Source organism: Mycobacterium sp. MMS18-G62, assembly GCF_053877835.1.
In genome coordinates this window covers 4,780,046-4,800,503 of record NZ_CM132662.1, presented here as the reverse complement: position 1 = coordinate 4,800,503, position 20,458 = coordinate 4,780,046, and the positions used below count along the sequence as shown (strand labels likewise).

General features: G+C 62.2%; 13 protein-coding genes. 9 read left to right on the top strand and 4 right to left on the bottom strand.

Features of this window, described 5'->3' with window-relative positions; translation table 11 throughout:
* Positions 1-168 precede the first annotated feature (168 nt).
* From ACWW36_RS23880 to pe, 4 genes are all read left to right on the top strand, one after another.
* Positions 169-1,590, top strand: coding sequence for a condensation domain-containing protein (locus tag ACWW36_RS23880; protein WP_456142603.1), 1,422 nt, complete (start codon positions 169-171; stop codon positions 1,588-1,590).
* A 78-nt stretch (positions 1,591-1,668) separates the two neighbouring features.
* Positions 1,669-4,665 (top strand): MMPL/RND family transporter, encoded by a 2,997-nt coding sequence (locus ACWW36_RS23875; RefSeq protein WP_456138424.1) that lies wholly within the window; start codon positions 1,669-1,671, stop codon positions 4,663-4,665.
* A gap of 162 nt (positions 4,666-4,827) precedes the next feature.
* Complete coding sequence (locus tag ACWW36_RS23870) at positions 4,828-6,564, top strand: AMP-binding protein (RefSeq protein ID WP_456138423.1); 1,737 nt, start codon at positions 4,828-4,830, stop codon at positions 6,562-6,564.
* Positions 6,565-6,630: 66 nt separating this feature from the next.
* Positions 6,631-7,770 (top strand): acyltransferase PE, encoded by a 1,140-nt coding sequence (gene pe / locus ACWW36_RS23865; protein WP_456138422.1) that lies wholly within the window; start codon positions 6,631-6,633, stop codon positions 7,768-7,770.
* A 194-nt stretch (positions 7,771-7,964) separates the two neighbouring features.
* On the opposite strand, the gene ACWW36_RS23860 is transcribed toward pe, so the two are convergent.
* Positions 7,965-8,249 carry a septum formation family protein gene (locus ACWW36_RS23860; protein WP_456142602.1) on the bottom strand — a complete coding sequence of 95 codons (285 nt, stop codon included), beginning with the start codon at positions 8,247-8,249 and terminating at the stop codon, positions 7,965-7,967.
* Positions 8,250-9,269: 1,020 nt separating this feature from the next.
* On the opposite strand from ACWW36_RS23860, the gene ACWW36_RS23855 reads away from it, so the two are divergent.
* Together ACWW36_RS23855 and ACWW36_RS23850 are read left to right on the top strand one after the other, a co-directional pair.
* On the top strand, positions 9,270-10,097 hold the full coding sequence (locus ACWW36_RS23855; RefSeq protein WP_456138421.1) for a hypothetical protein: 828 nt from the start codon (positions 9,270-9,272) through the stop codon (positions 10,095-10,097).
* A 2,250-nt stretch (positions 10,098-12,347) separates the two neighbouring features.
* On the top strand, positions 12,348-12,998 hold the full coding sequence (locus ACWW36_RS23850) for an MspA family porin (RefSeq protein ID WP_456142601.1): 651 nt from the start codon (positions 12,348-12,350) through the stop codon (positions 12,996-12,998).
* A 319-nt stretch (positions 12,999-13,317) separates the two neighbouring features.
* Here ACWW36_RS23850 and ACWW36_RS23845 read toward each other — a convergent pair whose 3' ends face one another.
* The gene (locus ACWW36_RS23845; protein ID WP_456138420.1) at positions 13,318-14,805 is read right to left on the bottom strand and encodes a glycoside hydrolase family 27 protein; all 1,488 of its coding nucleotides are present in this window, start codon (positions 14,803-14,805) and stop codon (positions 13,318-13,320) included.
* A 249-nt stretch (positions 14,806-15,054) separates the two neighbouring features.
* Between ACWW36_RS23845 and ACWW36_RS23840 the strand changes: the two genes are divergently transcribed.
* Both ACWW36_RS23840 and ACWW36_RS23835 read left to right on the top strand, forming a co-directional pair.
* Positions 15,055-15,714: a DedA family protein gene (locus ACWW36_RS23840; protein WP_456142600.1), complete on the top strand. Its 660-nt coding sequence runs from the start codon at positions 15,055-15,057 to the stop codon at positions 15,712-15,714.
* Between the two features lie 282 nt (positions 15,715-15,996).
* Positions 15,997-16,704 (top strand): response regulator transcription factor, encoded by a 708-nt coding sequence (locus tag ACWW36_RS23835; RefSeq protein WP_456142599.1) that lies wholly within the window; start codon positions 15,997-15,999, stop codon positions 16,702-16,704.
* 88 nt (positions 16,705-16,792) lie between these two features.
* On the opposite strand, the gene ACWW36_RS23830 is transcribed toward ACWW36_RS23835, so the two are convergent.
* A complete protein-coding gene (locus tag ACWW36_RS23830) occupies positions 16,793-17,494 on the bottom strand; it encodes a response regulator transcription factor (protein ID WP_456142598.1) in 702 nt (233 codons plus the stop codon).
* Between the two features lie 253 nt (positions 17,495-17,747).
* Here ACWW36_RS23830 and ACWW36_RS23825 point away from each other — a divergent pair, with 253 nt between their 5' ends.
* A complete protein-coding gene (locus tag ACWW36_RS23825; RefSeq protein WP_456138419.1) occupies positions 17,748-19,355 on the top strand; it encodes a sensor histidine kinase in 1,608 nt (535 codons plus the stop codon).
* A gap of 414 nt (positions 19,356-19,769) precedes the next feature.
* Here the strand turns inward: ACWW36_RS23825 and ACWW36_RS23820 are convergent, their stop codons facing one another.
* A complete protein-coding gene (locus tag ACWW36_RS23820; protein ID WP_456138418.1) occupies positions 19,770-20,159 on the bottom strand; it encodes an SDR family NAD(P)-dependent oxidoreductase in 390 nt (129 codons plus the stop codon).
* Positions 20,160-20,458: the final 299 nt, after the last annotated feature.

The following is a 20,458-nucleotide window of genomic DNA, read 5'->3' as shown; positions in this document are numbered from 1 at the left end:
GTGAAGGTCTACTTTCGATAGCAACTATTGCATGCGCCACTGCGGCGTGCGTGGCGCCGTCGTCCGAGCTTCGTCCGCACTGGGTGACGGCGATTGAACCAAAGGTATGTTGATCCGCGACGTGTGATGCCGGATCTCGTGGCCGGGCCAAGCTGGGAGGACGATGTTTTGCGCATCGGGAAGATAACTATTGGCGCACTTGATGAATGGTCGTTGAATCCGGGCTCGGTCACCTCTTGGCATCCGACTGCCGCGGCCTCCGATACGGCGCGACGAGCGCCGGTCAGTTCGGTGCCGATCAGCTACATGCAGAGCCAACACCTTCGCAACTACTATGATCGGACATCCGCGGGACTGAACTTCTCCCGGCAAATCATCGCCAGCTGTGACGTGGCCGGCCAGTGTGATGTTTCTGCGATGGATCACGCCGTCAACGCATACCTACGTCGGCACGACACGTTCCGCAGTTGGTTCGAACGGACGGGCGATGGACAGTTCGTACGGCGCGCCATTGAAGATCCGGCCGACATTGAGTTCGTGCCGATCGCGCGGGGCCACATGACGGTCGACGAAATACGCGATCACGTCGTGGCGATACCGAATCCGCTGGAGTGGGGCTCCTTCACTTTCGGGATAATCCAGAACGAAAGCCACTTCACGTTCTTTGCCGCCATGGATCACGTGCATGGGGATGCGACGTTGATCGGCACAACCATGTTGGAAGCCAACGGAATGTATTCGGCATTGAGCGGAGGCGGTCAGGCGCTGGCGCTTCCCGACGCGGGTAGCTTCGACGATTTCTGTGTCCGCGAGCGCGAGTACGCGTCAGCCTTGACGGTGGATTCGCCGGAGGTACGCGCATGGATCGACTTCGCCGAGAACAACAGCGATGGCTTTCCGGAGTTCCCGCTTCCCCTGGGTAACCCGAACGAGTCGACAAGCAGCGACATGACCTCCCTACTGCTGATGAGCCCACAACAGACGGAGCGATTCGAATCGGCCTGCACGGCGGCCGGCGCGCGCTTCGTCGGCGGCCTGTTCGCCTGCCTCGGCTTGGTGGAGCACGAGTTCACCGGTGCTCTCACCTATTACGGGCTCACGCCGAGGGACTCGCGCACCGCTGGCGACAATTTCATGACGCAGGGTTGGTTTACCGGCTTGATCCCCATCACCGTCCCGATTGCGGCGACCTCTTTCAGCGATGCCGCATGGGCAGCGCAAGCCTCTTTCGATTCGGGCCTGGACATGGCCAGAGTGCCGTACTACCGCGTATTGGAGTTGGCGCCGTGGTTGAACTGGCCACAGCCGAACTTTCCGGTATCGAACTTCTTCCACGGTGGCGCTGCGCCGCTCAACGCCATCCTCGCGGCCGCCGACATGGGCCTTGCGAACAATATCGGCATCTACCCTGACGGCCGGTTCTCATACCAATTGACGATCTACATATTCCGGTACGGGGAGGGCACCGTCATGGCGATCATGCATCCCGACAACCCCGTTGCCGAGAAATCTGTCACCCGCTACATGGAAGCGATGAAGTCGGTGTGCGTACGGGTCGCTGACAGCGGGCACTGGGGACGCGTCGCATAGCGTGGAGCAATTCGATGGCAATGACCCTTCCGGGGCTATGCCGCGATTGCGCAATTTCCTGGCGATGGTGAGGACAACATGCGACGGCTAGCCGATCTTGTGCTGCGGTGGCCCTGGGCGGTGATAGGCGCTTGGGTCGCGATTGCGATCGCCCTTCCGCTGGCATTCCCGAGCCTGAACGAGATGGCCCAGAGCCATCCGCTCGCCGTTCTGCCAAGCGACGCGCCGTCGAACGTCACCGCTCGGCAGATGACCGAAGCGTTTCACGAATCGGGTTCGGACGACCTTCTCGTCGTTGCCTTCATCAACGACGCCGGCCTCAAGCCCGGCGACGAAGCCACCTACCGCAAGGTGGTCGACGCGCTGCGCGACGACGTGACAGATGTGGTGATGATTCAGGACTTCATCACCACGCCTCAATTGCGCCCGTTCTTGACGAGCAAGGACAAGACGACCTGGGTGCTGCCGGTCGGCCTCGCCGGCGAGTTGGGCACGCCACGTGCGTACGAGTCCTACAACCGAGTTGCCGACATCGTGAAGCACAACGCAGTCGCCGGCGGCCCACTTGCTGTGCACGTCACCGGACCCGCGGCCACCGTCGCCGACCTCACCGTCGCGGGCGAACACGACCGCACGCCCATCGAGATTGCGATCGCCGTCCTGGTGCTTCTCGTTCTGCTGTTGGTGTATCGCAACCCGGTCACCATGCTCCTGCCATTGGTAGCGATCGGGATGTCCCTGTTGACGGCCCAGGGCGTGGTTGCGGGGGTCTCCCAACTCTTCGGATTGGGCGTTTCAAACCAGTCCGTGATCATTCTGAGCGCGATGATCGCCGGCGCCGGGACCGATTATGCGGTCTTTCTGATCAGCCGCTATCACGACTATCTGCGCCAAGGCGCCAATTTCGACGAAGCGGTGAAGCGTGCGTTGATCTCGGTCGGCAAGGTGATCACTGCATCCGCCGCCACGGTGGGAGTCACGTTTCTCGGGATCAGCTTCGCCAAGATGGGCGTGTTCTCCACGATCGGTGTGGCGTGCGCGATCGGGGTCGGGGTGGCATTCCTTGCCGCGATCACGCTGCTGCCGGCCATCCTGGTGCTAGCTGGGCCACGCGGCTGGGTCAAGCCGCGGCGCGAGCTCACCACCCGGTTTTGGAGACGTTCAGGGATACGCATCGTCCGGCGACCGAAGGCCCATCTCGTTGCCAGCGTGCTTGTCCTGCTCATTCTCGCCAGCTGTGCGAGCTTGGTGCGCTACAACTACGACGATCGCAAGGCCCTCGGGCCATCGGCGCAGAGTTCGATCGGGTACGCCGCGCTCGAACGCCACTTCCCCATCAGTCAGGCCGTGCCCGAATACATCCTCGTTCAGTCACCGCGCGACTTGCGCACACCGCAAGCGCTCGCAGACCTGGAGCAGATGGCACAGCGGGTCAGCCAACTGCCGAACATCGGTCTTGTCAGCGGCATCACCAGACCCACCGGAGTTGTGCCGAAGGAGTTCAGAGCCACCTACCAAGCGGGCATTGTCGGTGATCGGATGGCCGCCGGCTCGGCCGTGATCGGTGACAGCACCAAGGATCTCAACCGACTGACGAATGGGGCCAATACGCTGGCCGCCAGCCTCGGTGATGTGCGCGCTCAAATCAACCAAATCGCTCCCAGCATGCAGCGTCTGATCGATGCGTTCTCGTCGATGCGAACCCAAGCGGGCGGAGACAAGTTGGTCAAGGACGTCGAAACCGCTGCCAAGCTCGTGCAGAGCATCAATGCGCTGGGCAATGCGATGGGCGTGAACTTCACGACCGTCAAGGACATGTTCGCCTGGGTGGGTCCGGTGCTGGCGGCGCTAAACGGCAACGCGGTCTGCGACGCCAACCCGTCGTGCAGCGATACCCGCATCCAGTTTCAGAAACTGGTTGCCGCGCGTGACGACGGACGCCTCGACCAGATCAACACTCTGGCCGGACAACTCCAGGGGTTCGGGGACCGACAGACTCTCAACGCAACGGTGAAACAACTCAATGATGCGCTGTTGAACTTCAGTTCGGCGGTGCGCTCCATGGGTCTCGATCGACCTGGGGGTCTGCAGGCGGGCCTGACCCAGGTCAGGCAGGGCGCCAACCGCTTGGCAGACGGGAGCCAGGAAGTGGCCGGCGGAGTGGACCAACTCGTCGGCCAAGTCAAGCAGATGGGCGCCGGACTCGATGAGGCAGCCGCGTTCCTGTTGGCGATGCGAAATGACGCGGCAGATCCGTCGATGGCGGGGTTCAACCTTCCGGCCCAAATTCTCCAGCTCGACGAGTTCAAGGCGGCCGCGAAGATATTCATCTCGCCCGATGGACATTCGGCACGGTATCTGGTGCAAACCACACTCAATCCGTTCAGCGTCGAAGCGATGGATCAGGTCAACGCAATCGGTGACACAGCTCGTAGCGCCCAACCGAATACCCAACTGGCGGACGCCAAGATATCGATGGGCGGATTCCCCGCCGCGCTGCGAGATACGCGCGACTATTACGAGCACGACATCCGTTTCATCATCGTCGTGACCCTGGTCGTCGTCCTGCTGATCCTGATGGCGCTCTTGCGCGCGATCGTCGCACCGCTCTATCTGGTTGGCTCCGTGGTCATCTCGTACTTTGCGGCGATCGGTATCGGCGTTCTGACGTTCCAATTGATTCTCGGTCAGCAGTTGCATTGGAGCGTGCCACCGTTGGCCTTCGTGGTGCTGGTCGCAGTGGGCGCCGACTACAACATGCTGTTGGTGTCGCGAATGCGCGACGAGTCTCCGCACAGCATGCGTTACGGCATCATTCGTACCTTGAGTTCGACGGGCGGTGTGATCACTGCGGCGGGTCTGATTTTTGCCGCGTCTGTGGGCGGTCTCTTGTTCTCCAGCATCGCCACCGTGGTCCAGGGCGGCTTCGTGATTGGTGTGGGAATTCTGCTGGACACCTTCGTGGTGCGCACCATCACGGTGCCCGCCATCGCTGCGCTGGTCGGGCGGGCGAACTGGTGGCCGTCACGACTGGGCACACGGTCAGCGTCACGGTCACCAGCCGAACACGCCTAGCGGCGGGCGAGTCAACAAGCACACGTGATGTATGTGAAACTACAAAACGAGCCGAGCGGTCAGGAGTAGGACTTCCAGTGCGGTTAACTGCCAGCTTCCCAGGATGTTTCGCGGTGCACGGTCTTCGAGCCGACGGATTCGACGAGTTAGTACGGACGTGACGTGACGCCTGCACCCCAGTCATCTCTTCTCTCGATGCTGCACGGACGTGCCAGCCTGCGCCCCGGCGACACAGCATTCACATTCACCGATTACGACCACGACTCGGCAGGTGTTTCCGAGAGTCTCACGTGGTCGCAGCTATCCCGCCGAACATTGAATGTGGCACGCGAGCTCGGCCATCATGCATCGGTCGGCGACAGGGCAGTGATCCTGGCCCCGCAGGGTCTGGATTACATCGCGGCCTTCCTGGGATCCATGCAGGCTGGGCTCGTCGCGGTGCCGCTCCCGCTGCCCCATCGCGGCTCGAGTCATGACCGAGTGGGTGCGGTTTTTACCGATACGAAGCCCTCGATTGTCCTCACCACATCCGCAGCCGCCGAAGAGGTCGGCGACTACGTCGATCAGTCACGTGTGGACACTGCGCCGAAGATCGTCGAGATCGATTCGATGAATCTGGACGGCCCCATGTCCCCGGCTGGCGAATCCGGCCTTTCGACAGCTGAGTATCCCGGCACTGCGTACCTGCAGTACAGCTCGGGTTCGACCCGGCTGCCAACCGGGGTCATGATTTCGCACCGCAACCTCCAGGCGAATTTCGAGCAGGTGATGCGCATCTTCTTCGCGGGTGTGCGCCTCGAATCCTCAACCGACGCAACGTTCGTGTCGTGGTTGCCCTTCTACCACGACATGGGTTTGGTGCTGGGCATCTGCGCGCCCATCCTCAGCGGCCATCCCGGCGTGTTGACGAGCCCGGTTGCCTTCTTGGAAAAGCCGGCCAGATGGATACGGGCGTTGGCGGAGAACCCTCATGCTTTCTCGGCGGCGCCCAATTTCGCTTTTGAGCTGGCCGCCCGAAAAACCACCGACCGTGACCTTGCCGGCCTCGACCTCGGTGGGGTGTTGGGCATCATCAACGGCGCCGAACGTGTCGAGCCGGCCACACTGGAACGCTTCGCAGATCGGTTTGCTCACTTCAATTTTCGGGACCACATGCTGCGTCCTTCATACGGCCTGGCTGAGGCGACCGTCTTCGTGGCAGCCGGCACCTGGAGTGATTCGTTGCAGGCTGTCCATTTCGATGTCGACGAATTGTCGGCGGGCCGCGCCCGGCGGTGTGCAGCCGGAACCGGCTCAGCCTTGGTGAGATACAAACTGCCGCAGTCACCTGTGGTGCGGGTCGTAGACGTCGACACAAACCGGCAATGTTCCCAGGACGTTGTCGGCGAGATCTGGGTGCATGGCGACAATGTCGCGATCGGCTACTGGAGCAGGCCGCCGGAGGAGCAGCGCTGCTTCGGTGCAACACTCGTCGACCCCTCGCCCGGCACGCCGGATGGGCCGTGGCTTCGAACCGGCGACCTGGGCTTCATTTCCGAGGACGAGTTGTTCATTGTCGGCCGCATCAAGGACCTGCTGATCATCCGGGGCCGTAATCACCATCCCGAGGACATCGAGGCGACGGTCCAAGAGATCACACGTGGTCGGGTCGCGGCCATCTCGGTTCCGGTCGACAGTACCGAGAAGCTGGTCACCGTCATCGAACTCAAGAAGCCAAGCGAGCTCAACGAGATCAAGAGCGATGTCACGTCCGCGATATCCACTGCGCACGGCCTGAGTGTCGGGGATCTCGTTCTGGTAGCGCCTGGCTCGATTCCCACCACGACGAGCGGCAAGATCCGGCGTGCCGCCTGCGCCGAGAAGTATCTGCAGGACGAATTCGTTCGGTTGGACGCCTGAGCTCACCAGGTGGGCGGAGTAAGGTCTGGCTCAGTGCAGACGCGTAGTCGAGTGGGCGGGAGTGAAATGCGAAGACTGTTCGCATCGGCCACTGCACTGTTAACCGTAGGTGCCGCAGGATGTTTCGGCGTCGGCACCGCGACAGCCGATGATGCGCAAGACGGCTGGACACCGGACCACGGGGCACCGGACAACGGGCCACCTCCGATGGGGACGCCGGGGCGGGGATACGCGCTGGGGGGCGCGCACGTTCTGGGTATTCCCTATGACGAATACATCAAGCGCACGGGCGCGGATTGGTTTCCCGGGTTGGACCGGCAGATCGTCGACTACCCCGCTGGTCAGGTTCAGGGACACGTTCTGGAGCGGATGTTTCCGGGAATCGGCCGGCTGGACGACTCCTTTCCAGGCGTGGGTATCGACGGCCCCAGCATCGGCGAATCGGTCGACGAGGGTGAGGGCAACCTGGAAGCGGCGATTCGCAGCGGTGGTCCCGGCACCACGATCGGCCTGTCAGAAGGGGCGATGGTGCTCGACGCCGTGCAGGCGAAGCTGGCGAACGATCCGACCGCCCCGCCGCCAGATCAGTTGAGCTTCGCCACGTACGGCGACCCACTTGCCCGTCACGCGTTCGGTGAGAGTTTCCTGACCCAGATGTTTCCCGTCGGCAGCGTCGTTCCCGCACTCGACTTCCGCATGCCGGCCCCGGTAGAGAGTCAATACGACACCCACCAATTCGTCTCTGCATACGACAGCATCGCCGACTGGCCGGACAGGAACGACAACTGGATGTCCCTGCTGAACGCGGTGGTGGGCCTCGCGACCGGGCACACCGCGGTGGCGTTCACCAACCCGAGTATGGTGCCGCCGCAGAACATCAGGACGACCGTCAACTCCAGGGGTGCGAAGACGACGACGTATCTGATTCCGGAGCAGCACCTCCCCCTGGTCTTGCCCTTCAAATATCTTGGGGTGCCGGAAGACACGCTCAATCAGCTTGACGGGGTTCTCAAGCCTTACGTGGACGCGGGGTATTCACGAAACGACAATCCGTTGACCGCTCCGATTACGGTAGATCCGGTTAACGGCTACGACCCCGCGGCCGTCACGGCACCGGCCACTCAAGCCGCCTTCGGCGGCGGCGCCGATCCCATTTCGCAGCTCCTCGCCGGTGCCCAGTACGTGTTGAATCATCAGCAGCCATGACCTGAGCCCGCGCCCGTGCCACGCACCGAGGTCGCCGAACTTCGACATGCTCTGCGCGAATAGTTATGTGCCGAAGTCGAATTCGCAAACGCGGGAACGCTGCGAGACGAGATTGACGATCTCCAGCACGAAAATGAAGCCCTGCGGTCCCAGATCAGCGAGCTCAATGCACAACTGGACGCCGAACGCTGGAACTACTTGGTCCAGCGCCCGGCGCCGAATGCTCCCGTTCGGGCGGTGTTGAACGCCAAGAAGCAGGTGATCGACCGGTCGCCCATACCCCAGGACGCTTGGTCGGGGAACTTGACGAGGGTGCGCATGGACGGATCGAGGCCCTCTTCGGGTGTGACGAAGGTGCGAGCTACCGCGCCACACTTCTGCTTCGAGGTATTGGCGTCGACCCCTTCTGGGAAGTTGCCGTCAGGCAGTGGGAGTACCGCATAGACCTCGGCGAGGTGCGGTTTCGCGCAGTCGACGATCGTCGCGTTCGTGCCCCGCTTTGCGGCGAGTCCTTGAGGCAGTCACCGACTTTGAAGTAGGCCGCCGGCGAGCGTCCATCGCCGTTCGGCGACTCCGTCGGCGCTGATCCGGCCACGCCGTGTGTTAGCAGCGGAACGCTGTGGCAGTCGGTCAGACAGGTGGCGGCGATTACGCCGACGAAGGCCACTAGCGAATGTCTCATGGATTCCCGCCTGGAATTGCGCTGCAGCACCGCTGAGGATTAGCCGGTCACCGCGGTCAGTCACGAGCACTGACAGGAGACCGACGGTGACAGATTCTAAATCCGACCAGGCCGCCCGACGACCATGCCGCCGCCCCCGCCGTCATCTTCCTGTTCATGTTCAACCTGTCCGAACTGACGAAGTAATCGCCTGGATCGTGCGCGACGCCTAGGGCAAGCCGATGCGCTGCGTCCATGGGTCGCCCGTGTGATCGGGCGACGGACGCCACTGACCCGTGGCCCGCCAAGAAACGCCCGTAGCGCAATCCGACGCAAACGACATCGCCAGACCGGTCAAGCCCCAGGCACATCGCCGTTGCCAGGAATGACAACACATCCGACACTTCGCTACCGACAGATAACCATCGCAATTCACGCAGGGCCATGCATTTGTGGCACATCATCAAGGGTTGCCTTTCGGCATCAGTGAGCTGCGTACCGGCTCGGCTTGATTACCAAATATCGCCTCGTTCAAACCATTGGTACTAATTATAAATTGCCTATGCAATTGTTATGAACGCCGCCGCAGATCACCGAATCTGGCTCACGGGCTGTAGCGTCGACTGCGGCGGATGCCAATCCGAATGCCCCCTGCCATTCGGATTGGCTCCGCGCACTTAAAGTGCGAGGTCAAGGCTGCTTGCTATCGCTCGATCACCGCTCGAATTCAGAGCTAGAAATTGATGAAATCCAGAAATTACCATTGGTGACGAACGGGGAATGTGTGGGCCTTTACGGGGGCGCCCGAGTGCGTGAAGCGGTGGCCTACAGGTGGGGCATGGCGAAGCGCACGCTCGTGCAGGTTCCTGTGATCAAGCAGTGGGCGGATGCGCACTATTGGCTCCGCCGCATGCGCCACCTCGACGAGATTCCGTGGGTACCGCTTGACCGGTTTGATATCGCCCAGGAGTTGCGCCGGGAATCTGTCGCAATCCGAACGATATGCCCGCCTGACGAGGTCGTTGCCGCCGCCGATCGATTCGTCGACCTTCTGCAGGACAGGGGCACCACACAATCGTGCGTGCGAGTCTCGCCGAACGAACTTGCTGCCGACTTGACCGTATTCAAATGGGGACTTGCGGCGGAGAACCTGGATCTGGCTGAGGTGTACCTCGGGCTTCCGGTGCGCTACTTGGGCATCGAAATCAAAAGGGAACGGCCCCAGGGAGCAACTTTCGAGGTGATCCGGAAATGGCATTTGGACGTCGAAGACCGCCACATGCTCAAAGTCATCGTCTACCTCAACGATGTCGACGAGGCGTGCGGGCCGTTTGAATACCTCAACCGCGCGCAGACTGATCTGGCGGTTCGTGAGCTGAACTATCGGAACGGTTGTCTCTCGGATGCGGTGATGAATCGTGTTGTCCCCGCTTCGGAATGGCAGCAAGTGACGGGGCCCCGGCTGTCCGCGGTGTACGCCGACACCTGTCGCCTTCTACACCGCATCAGCAAGCCAACTGTAATGGAGCGCTACTCAATGACTTTCGTCTATTCGAGCATTACCCCCTACCATCGGTTCGCTCAGTTTCTCCCGCCCCGCCGAACCTTGTCGAAGCTTCGCGATGAGCTGACCCCCCGACAGCGCCAAGCCCTCACGATCGATTGATCGACGCGAGCGCGGGCACCTTTGGCCGCCTCCGTCTCCAGACCAAGCCATACCCGAAGGCAATGCCGGAGCGAAAGTTTCGATCGCTGTTCGCGGCGAGTGGTCAGGATCTTGTAGACGCCGCCGCCGCCGATGGCGACGATGGTGGGGACTCGAAACTCCCAGCCTGTCGACGGCAATGGCCCAGTCATGCACCTACGCGTGAACTACCGGCCATCGATTGTCAAACCGGCGCCGTGGCCGGCCCGCAAGGACTACCGGCCGGAACACGACACGTCGGCTTAGAGCGGACAGGGAACCAACGGTCCGCACGGTGCGGGTCCGCCGGGCGGCGGAGGCATCCCTGGCCCGGGTTCCATCGGCCCAGGTCCAACCGGCCCGGGTCCCATGGGCCCAGGTCCAACCGGCCCGGGTCCCATCGGCCCGGGGCCCATCGGCCCAAGATCCGGCGGAGGTAAACCGGGACCGGGGCCCGGCGGCGGTAGCTCCGGTCCGGGGCCGGGGCCGCACGGAACCCCGAACGGACACGGCGGAAACGGCTCGGCGGCAGCGATACCCGTGCCGAAGCCGACGATTGCATACAACACCGCCCCGATCACAACCGCCGGCCGCAGAGCGGCGCGGCGCGTCGACTGTTGCATAGTGTCTTCTCTCTTCCTTTAAAGGGAGTTTGCCCTGGAGGACACGACGATAGCTTCTAATCTCACGGAATACGACAGGAAAGCTTGCAATTAGTTGAAGTTGTGAGTGCGCTATATAGACGCTGGTGACCCGCTATGAATTGCTTTTAATAATCACAACAAATGCGCGTTGGTTGCTGTGTGTGCGACCGGCGGGTGGTCACGATATCGGCGTCCGTCAATGTTCAAAGGTCCCCGTCGACGATCTATCCCGGCGGCGGCAGGCTGGGTGCATCACCCCTTGTGCCAATGGCAACCAGGTGGCTTCGTCACTACTGGCCGGCTTACTCCTGCTCGACGGACGTACCCGCGCGCAACGGGTTCTCTCTGGTCTGCCGCTCCGGTCTTGGTTGGATATATCCCAGTTCAAAGGCTTATGAAGAGGGTTGCGCCACGCCAGGGGCTCGTTGCAGGGCGCGGCGGCCCGGGTCACGCGATGGCGGCTCATGCAATTTGGTGAATCCCTGTGACATCCGGGCGGGAGGTGACGGGTGCGCTACTCGAGGTGATCAGGCGTCGTGGAGGCGGATGGCGAGACTTCCGAGGTCGATAGTCGCACGGGGGGTTGGCGTCCTGTGTCGAGTGCCTACCTGCCGCAGTCCTGTGGTGTCGACAGTCACAGCAGGGACTAAGTTGTCGAATTAATAGTGATTCGTCTCTTGTCAGGTCAGTGATCTCGAATCTTGGTCCCGTCGAATCGTCTCGAGTTCTCGTATATGGGAATTTGCTGTGGACGATGGTCGTCGTGATGGCCTCCTGGGGTTCTTCCCACTGAGAGGGCCTGGGGCGTTGTCGCCCAACCCTTCTCATGCTTGGCGGGAAGCGCCGGCATTGCCTGATCGCAGCCGTCACCCGTCGGCTCAGCGCGTCCGATGCTTGGGTAACCGGACCGCTGGTTGAGGGCAGCACCTCAATACGTCCTGATTTGCTAGTCGAGGAGGCATACGGGCGCGTACGCGATGTAGATTGTTTGTCTTTTAAGAATCGCTATGTGTCACTTTGGTGTGTCCTGTGCGCCATATAGCATTGACCTATAAGCGGGCTGTGGCTGACCAATGTAATTCCTTGCGGCAGACGAAATCGCAATCCGTAACGCGATTTCATCGAGACACATATTGATGTGATCCTCATCACATCCATCCGACGCGTGTGGTCGTCCAAGCGACAAAGGGCCGTATTCAGGCAAACTGGAGCGGTCATAACGCCGCGGCTTGATCGTGGGCCCGGGACGCCTCGAATTGGTCGGCGAACAGGCATCATCCCTGTTAAAAGCCATGGCAGTGCAGTGTTTGGCGATACTCGCCTAATCCAGCTGTCGGCCGAGTGGCAAAACGAGCCGAGTGCTGGCAACGGCTCGAAGCGGGGGCAGGCTCCGCGTCTGAATCCGTTGCCGAGTAGATGCGGTACGGATATGTTCGGCGAGTCATAAATAAGGGACGGATTAACGGCAGCTGAGATGGTTGCAATAAAAACCGCTGCGCTGGTCGACTTCGGCGCCGTGCCCCTCCATGGCATTGTTGCCATTCTCAGTTACCCAGTCGGTTCGGTGCCCAAGAATGCTAGGAGGAATGTGAATATCATCGCTCGCGGGCTATCCGTGCTGTTTGCCGTAGGGCTACTGTCGGGTCTCAGTACCAGCACCTCGCACGCAGGTCTGGACAACGAACTGAGTCTGGTTGATGGTCAGGACCGGACGCTGACGATCCAGCAGTGGGACACCTTCCTCAATGGTGTGTTCCCCTTGGACCGCAACCGGCTGACTCGCGAGTGGTTCCACTCGGGCAGCGCGGTGTACAACGTGGCCGGCCCGGGTGCCGACAAGTTTGAGGGCACTCTGGAACTCGGCTATCAGATCGGCTTCCCGTGGTCGCTGGGTGTGGGCATCAACTTCAGCTACACCACGCCGAACATCCTGCTCGACGACGCGTCGATCGCGCCGGAGCCGTTGGGTAACGGGTTCGCCCCGCTGGGTTCGGTCATCACGCCGAACCTGTTCCCGGGTGTGTCGATCAGCGCCGACCTGGGTAACGGCCCCGGTATTCAGGAAGTGGCGACCTTCTCGGTGGACGTTTCGGGTCCGCACGGCAAGGTGGCGGTGTCCAACGCGCACGGCACGGTGACCGGTGCGGCCGGTGGTGTGCTGCTGCGTCCGTTCGCGCGCCTGATCTCCAAGGCCGGTGACAGCGTCACCACCTACGGCGAGCCCTGGAACATGAACTAGCGGCTGCCCCAGTCGTGGCCTGGCAGCATCGTTGACAACTTACTGCTTGGCCATATCCGAGGTGCGGCACCCGACCTTCCGTTCTCCCGGTCGGGTGTCGCACCTCTCCTCGACGTGGCACCGACGCGATTCACCGCAAGGAGACTCGTAAAGGCTCGGCGCGGCAAGGTTATCCGCCATCAAGTAAGACAACTGACCGCCACGGACTAGCGATAAAGCCAGTAGTCCAGGGCTCACCTCAGCCCGAAAGCCTTGTGCGGACAGGCCGATAGGTCGGCGGTGCCGACTCAGCCACGAGGCGCCAGGACCTACCCGTTGTTCAGCCGCTGCAGTTGGGCGTGATTCGCAACATGATCACTTCGTGAGGGGCGACATCGCTCGCGTTGATCTCATCTTTCGTAGTAGCCGACGTCTTGGTCCAGAGGTCGCGCACGCGGTAGCACGACGCGGGCGGCAGACCTGCCTCCCGCGCCGAGGTCCGGATACGTGCTGGTACACCTGCCGGATTGAACAGGGCCACCGCGGCCGCACCGTCGGCCAGCGGTTTAACCCAGACCCGGCCATCGCGCCGCGAGGCCGTCGCCCGGGCGAGCAGGGGGTCCTGGTCGACGGCGATGACGTCGCGGTTGGTCAAGATTTCACGGGTGATTGGTGACATCGACCGCAGATCGTTACCGGCGATCAGCGGCGCAGCCAACATCGCCCACAAGGAGAAGTGGCTGCGTTGTTCCATCTCGGTCAAGCCGGGCTGTGCAGTGGCGATCCAGCGCATCGCATCGACTGGCAGGCTCAACAGCGGCCCAGTATCGGCGCCCAGCGCAGGCGAGAGATCGCGGTTAGCCAACGAATCACGCAGGGTCGCCATGTGTTTCGTGAAGAATTCGTCCCACGTCACGCCGACTACCAGCATGTCGGGATCAGCCACGTATCCCTCACCCGCAGGGCGTGCCGTCGCAGCCACGAACTGATCGGGGACTCCGGAGAACATGCCCGTCGCGAGGGGATCGTTCACACCGAGCGGCGGCAATACGTTTCGCCACAGTGGAACCAAGTCGGCGCCGGTGCGCACCAGGTCGGCGATGCCTGACCAGTCGTGGACCGATCCGGCGGTGAGTTCGTTGGAACTGTTGGGATTGATGCTATAGAGGATCGGCCGGCCGGAAGCCCGCAACGCGTCGCGCATGGCGGTAAACACCCGCACTTGCTCGGCATGGCTGGCATCCGGGCGACACCAGTCGTACTTGAGAAAATCCACCCCCCATGCCGCAAAGGTAGCGGCGTCGACGGCCTCGTGACCAAGGCTTGCCGTGCGCGGATCCTGCCCGCACGTCTGGTTGTACGGGCTGGCATACAAACCGAAGGACAGACCGCGCTCGTGTGCGTAACGCGCTAACTCGGCCATGCCATGGGGAAATCGGTCTGGATCGGCCCGCAACTCGCCGCCAGTCCCGCGCGTCGATGCGGCCCATCCCGCATCGAGATTGACGTAACGGTAACCGGCATCCCGCAGTCCCGATCGCGCCATCGCATCAATGGTTTCCTTGACCGACCGTTCATTCAAGGCCATCCCGGAGTTCCACGAATTCCAGCCCATTGGTAGTACCAGGGGCTGTGCAGCGGTCTGCTCCGGACGCGCAACACATGCCGGCGCCGCAGTTATAACACTGATACACAACATCATTCGCACGAGTCGCGATATCACGCTTCTCCCGTCCGGGGCTAGTGAGTGTGAATCACACTGCACAACAGATTTTTCCAGCATCGAACCAAGGGGGAATGGGCATATGCGAGCATCGCTGACGAGCATTGGCCGAGCCTGTCAGGGCGCTAAGCGACGCATATGAAACACAGGTATGCCCCCAGGTCGATGTCCAATCGGACAGGTCGCTCGGCAGGTGTGGTGGAAGTGGGAGCGGTGCACGCATTGGGGAGACTGACGCAAAGCCGCACACTAATCTCTACCAAGTCCGCGCACAGTTCGGTGAGGCATCCTCATTTCCGTGATAATGCTTCTCTCCCAACGGAAATCCTGTCGAGGCAAGTGTCTGTGGACGTGATGACCCACCTGCCCGCCTTGCCCGCCGGACCAACCATGTACGCGGTGCTGGTTGCGCTCATCATCGCCTCGTCGTTGCCGATGGCATCGTTTGTGTTCCCGGCTGAGCCCTTCCTGTTTGCCGCGGTGCTGTTGAGCTGTGGTAGTGGTACGTCGGTGGTGATGTTGCTGGTAGTTGCGATGGGTTCCGCGCTGGCGGGCGACGTTCTCAGCTACTGGGTGGGACGACGGTTTGGCACACGACTGCTCAATGCGCGTGGTGTGCACCGATTTCGCGGCAGGGTGACCACTGCGGCCCAGACCGTCCGGCGCCGCGGCGCTCTTGGCGCTGTGGTGCTGCAGCGTTGGGTGCCCCCCGGCCGTGGATTCGTACCCGCCATCATCGGCGGGACTGATGCGCCCTTCGGTCGGTTCGTCGGTTCCGCGGTGGCCGCCGCCACGCTGTGGAGCACGGTGATGGTGCTCGGTGTGCACTATGGCGGAATGCATTTGGTGATGACGCTGCCTGTGGTGATGACCGTATTGCTAGTCGCCCGTGTTGCACATCTGATCGTGAGGCGAATGATGGGTCGACGCGGAGACGCGGCCGCCTCACCGGCGGAACGAAAAACGACGGTGATCGGGCGCCACGTCTCCGTAGAGGGCGCTCGTCCGCGATGATCCGAGTGCCCATGGCGGCCGACCGCGTGAGCGGCTGTCCGATGGCGCTGCGAAGCTGAGGCCGATCCCCAGGCATTGCCGACGACTGTAACGGCTACGACGCCAACGTCGATAAGTCGTAGGAAGGTGTCACATGGCATCGGCGCCGTGCAGCCGACTCATAACCTCGCCATAGTGCCTGCACAGTTGGTGCTCAACTCGGCCCGCCACAATCGGGCGGTGATTGCACCACAGGATGAAGAACCGCCCATCACCGAGGCGCCTTGGCCCGAGCGCATTGTCATGCGCCGCGCCGACGGTAAGCCCATCCGCGCACTGGTCGTCGATGATGAGCCGGTGTTGGCCGAGATGGTGTCGATGACATTGCGCTATGAAGGTTGGGCGGTGACGACCGCCGCCGACGGCGCGAGCGCGATCAAACAAGCTCGCGAAAATCCGCCCGACGTAGTCGTTTTGGATATCATGCTGCCCGACATGAGCGGGTTACAGGTGCTGGAGCAACTGCGTGATCACCAGCCCGGTCTGCCGCTGCTACTGCTGACCGCCAAGGACTCGGTGGAGGACCGCATTGCCGGTCTCAGCGCCGGCGGGGACGACTACGTCACCAAGCCGTTCAGTCTCGAAGAGTTGGTCCTGAGGTTGCGGGCGCTGTTGCGCCGCACCGGCGTGACCGTCGGCAACGACGCGTCGAAGATTGTCGTTGGCGACCTCATGCTCGACGAAGACAGCCACGAGGTCACCCGCGGCGGTGATCCGATCAACCTCACAGCCACTGAATTCGAGGTGCTGAGGTTCATGATGCGCAATGCCCGCCGCGTGGTCAGCAAGACCCAAATCCTGGATCGAGTGTGGGACTACGATTTCGGCGGACGCTCCAACATCGTCGAACTCTACGTCTCCTATCTGCGGAAGAAGATCGACTCCGGCCGCGAGCCGATGATCCACACACTGCGCGGGTCGGGATATGTGCTCAAACCCGCTAGTCGATGAGAAGTGATGTCAGGCAACATAATTGAGTCTACTCTTAGATGATATCGGCAGACTCGGGAGGTTCCACCGTGCCCGCCTAACCAACGGACTAGGCGGCCTTGAAGATGTAGCCGGTGCGGCGAAGTGTATGAATCATCGGGCTGCGCTCGTGATCGATCTTCTTGCGGAGATAGGACACATACAATTCCACCACGTTGGAACGCCCGGAGTAATCATAGGGCCAAACCCGTCCGAGGATCTGCTGTTTGGTCACAACGCGGTGGGCGTTGCGCACAAAGTATCGCAGCAGTTCAAATTCGTTGTGGGACAACTGAATATAGTTGCCATCTCGAAACACTTCGCGACTGTCCTCGTTGAGCACCAGGTCGCCCACGGTCATCACGGCGCTGTTGTAATGCAGTTCGACACCAGCACGGCGCAACATCGTCCGTACCCGCGACAGCACGTCGTCAAGGCTGAACGGTTTGGCTAGCCAGCGATCGCCTGCGGCGAATCGGACTTTGCGATCAGGTTCACCGTCAGCCGACGTAAGCAGCGGCAACGACAACAGGCCCGGCTGCTGGTCGCGCAGTAACTGCAGCAGCTCCATTCCGTCGGCGTCGGGCAGCCTTGGGTCAACGATCGCCACATCGGGACGATACCGGCGGGCGGCCGCGACGGCCGTCACGGCATCACCGGCTGTAGCGACTTCTGCGCCTTCGCAGCGCAGTGTCATCGAAACCATCTCGGCGACCATGCGTTCGCTGTCGACGACGAGTATTTTCACCGGGGTGCCATCGGCGCGCCGCAGCGCAGCGCCAATGACTGGGCGCGCTGATGCAGCAGATGGTTCCGAAGGCGCGGCGGAAAGCATGGCGCAATCATGCGGAACCGACATAGGTGAGCGCTGTGGTACGGCTTTGCGGAATCTATGAATGCATCAGTCACGCGAATCTTCAAAGGTGGCGTCTACATTCACCACAGCGCGAGCCTACATGTGACCGCGATGATCGCTCGGTGTACGTCCCGTTTCGCCTGTTGCCTTCGATATGCGGGCTCTGGATATGACGGCGGTGCGGACGTCCGGCGCCACGTCGTTCACCCCAGACAGTAGACATCATCGGAGCCTGTGGTGGCGGCTGCGCCATCGCCGGACGTGGTCGCTGCGCACCCGGCTGTTGACGGCCCAGCTGGCGCTGCTGTCCCTGGTGTGTGCGGGCATCGGTGCCGGCACGCTCACAGCGCTACACCGCTACTTGATGGACCAACTCGACGATCAGGTGCGCGACGCGGGTTGGCGCTCTTCGCTGCTGTTCGCGATAGGCCCCCCACCCCCGTTGCCCGACGGCACGCGCCCGTTCGGTTCTGGACCCGGACCAAACTTCCTCGATGCGCCCGGCCAGTCCAGCGGCACCATCGGTGCGGTCCTGTCTGGGGGCGAGGTGCTCGAAGCGGCGGTCATCACGGGCACTGGCGCACGGGAGCAACTGAGCCCCGACGCCTATCGGCAACTGGAGCACGCGGCCTATATCGATCCTGTGAGCATCGACATCGACGAACTGGGCGCCTACCGCGTTGTCACGACCCCGGCTCCCGGCGACATCACCATCCTGACCGGACTTCCGACCACCGTAGTTGACCAAACCATGCTGTCCGTGCTGGGCACTCTCGCTGTCATCGTCGCCACAGCGTTGGCCGCCGCGGTCGTCGCAGACATCCTCATCATCCGCCGCCAATTGGCGCCGTTATCGGCGGTGGCCTCAACGGCGCAACGCGTCGCAGACTCCGACCTCGACCACGGCGAGATGAAGCTGCCGACGCCCATCGTGTCGGTCGACTCCGAGACGCGCTATACCGAAGTCGGCCAGCTCGGAGGGGCGCTCAACCGAATGTTGCAACGCATCACTGACGCAGTCGCCTTGCGCCATGCCAGCGAGACTCAAGTGCGCCAGTTCGTCGCCGACGCCAGCCACGAGCTACGCACGCCGCTAGCCGCCATTCGCGGCTACACCGAGCTTGCCCAACGCCACCACCACGAAATCCCGGCCGCCGTCGTCCACGCAGTGGGCCGCATTGACTCCGAGGCCAAGCGGATGTCGCGCCTTGTGGAAGACATGCTGCTGCTGGCCCGTCTCGATGCCGGACGTCCGTTGGACCACGAGCCCGTCGACCTGTCACAACTCGCCGTTGACGCCGTTAGCGACGCCCACGTCGCCGGACCCGACCATCACTGGGAGCTCAACGTCCCCGACGAGCCGGTCATCGTGAACGGCGACGGCGCCCGGCTGCATCAAGTGCTGGCCAATCTACTGTCTAATGCGCGCGTGCACACGCCGCCCGGGACCACGGTCACTACCTGGCTGGGCTGCAACGACGACGATGGTCAGGCTGCCATCACCGTCAGCGACGACGGTCCCGGCATCCCCGCCGAACGTCAACCCGAAATTTTCGGACGGTTTGTGCGCGGCGATACATCGCGATCGCGCCGCGGCGGCAGCACGGGGCTGGGACTTGCGATCGTCGCCGCCGTCGTCAAGGCCCACGACGGCACTATCGACGTGCACAGCGGACTGGGTGCCACCTCGTTCACAGTCACCCTGCCCACCAGCGCACCCACACCGGTCACGGCCTTGGCCCAAGATCAGAGGCGCCTACCCGTCAACGAGTCGTGACGAGTAGGCCCCAGTGACTTCATAACACCCGGCATATCGCGGGCGTGTGGCGCACCGACCTCAATGCCGCTGCGTTGCAACGCTCACAGCAGTGGCAGAGGCAATCCCAGCAGGCCCGGGCCTGGCGCAGGACCAGGACCCAGCATTGGAGGAGGCGGCGGCCCGCCGCACGGCAATAGCGGCAGACATAGACCCGGTCCAGGCCCGGGTCCCCCGGGGCCCGGCGGTGGCAACGGGAACGCGTTGGCGTCTCCAGCGCCAAACCCGGCGGCCGCCAACGCCATCCCCCCACACAACGCCGCCGACCCCACGATTGCGCGGGTTCTCGATTTTGAGTTCGTCACCAGTTTCCTCCCTTGATTGCGGTACACGACAGTGACACCCACAACGGTAAGTCGCCAACGTGGGCTTCCCTTATCCGCTCGCTAGGGACGAGATATGAGATTTATCAGTGGTTTTGGGATCACACGCTGCCTGCGCCACCATGCGCGTTCCGTTTGGTCGCGGCCGACGCCGGGAAACTTCACCTTCGTTGTCGCGCAAAGCCGTTAGCGCTCCGCTACGCCCATCCACCACCCAGGTGAGGCGACCCAAGCGGGCCCGTGCGCGCTCCACAAGCCGACTACGTTGAGTCGGGTCCTCGATATCGGCGGCCACGGCCATCAACTGGGAACACCTCTCCCCCAGCAGAATTTGCGTCAAGGATGAGACGTGGCGGGCGGTGACGACTACGCGGCAGCCGCTGTTCAGCAGCTCCCGAGCGCGCCAGTAGCCGGCATCGCAGTCGGCGTAGGTGATCAGCACTACGTCGTCACCACCTGGGGGCGCCGACCGATGGTTTTGATTTTCGCCATGGAATGAAGTGAACCGCTGCCCGATGGGAGCTGCCTATGCCTCCGCTATGACCTCATCCAGCGCGGGTGGCGCGCGATAGCGAAACTCTCTGTATACCAACGATTTCCGAGTCAGATCATAGCCCATTCCTATCCTGCTCATAGTGGGCGAACCGTGATGGCGCTGTGGTGCGGATGTTACCCGCGGTGACCAATGTTTCTGGTGTGCAAGCGGTGTCGAACGGCACCGCACCACCCGAAAGGAAATCA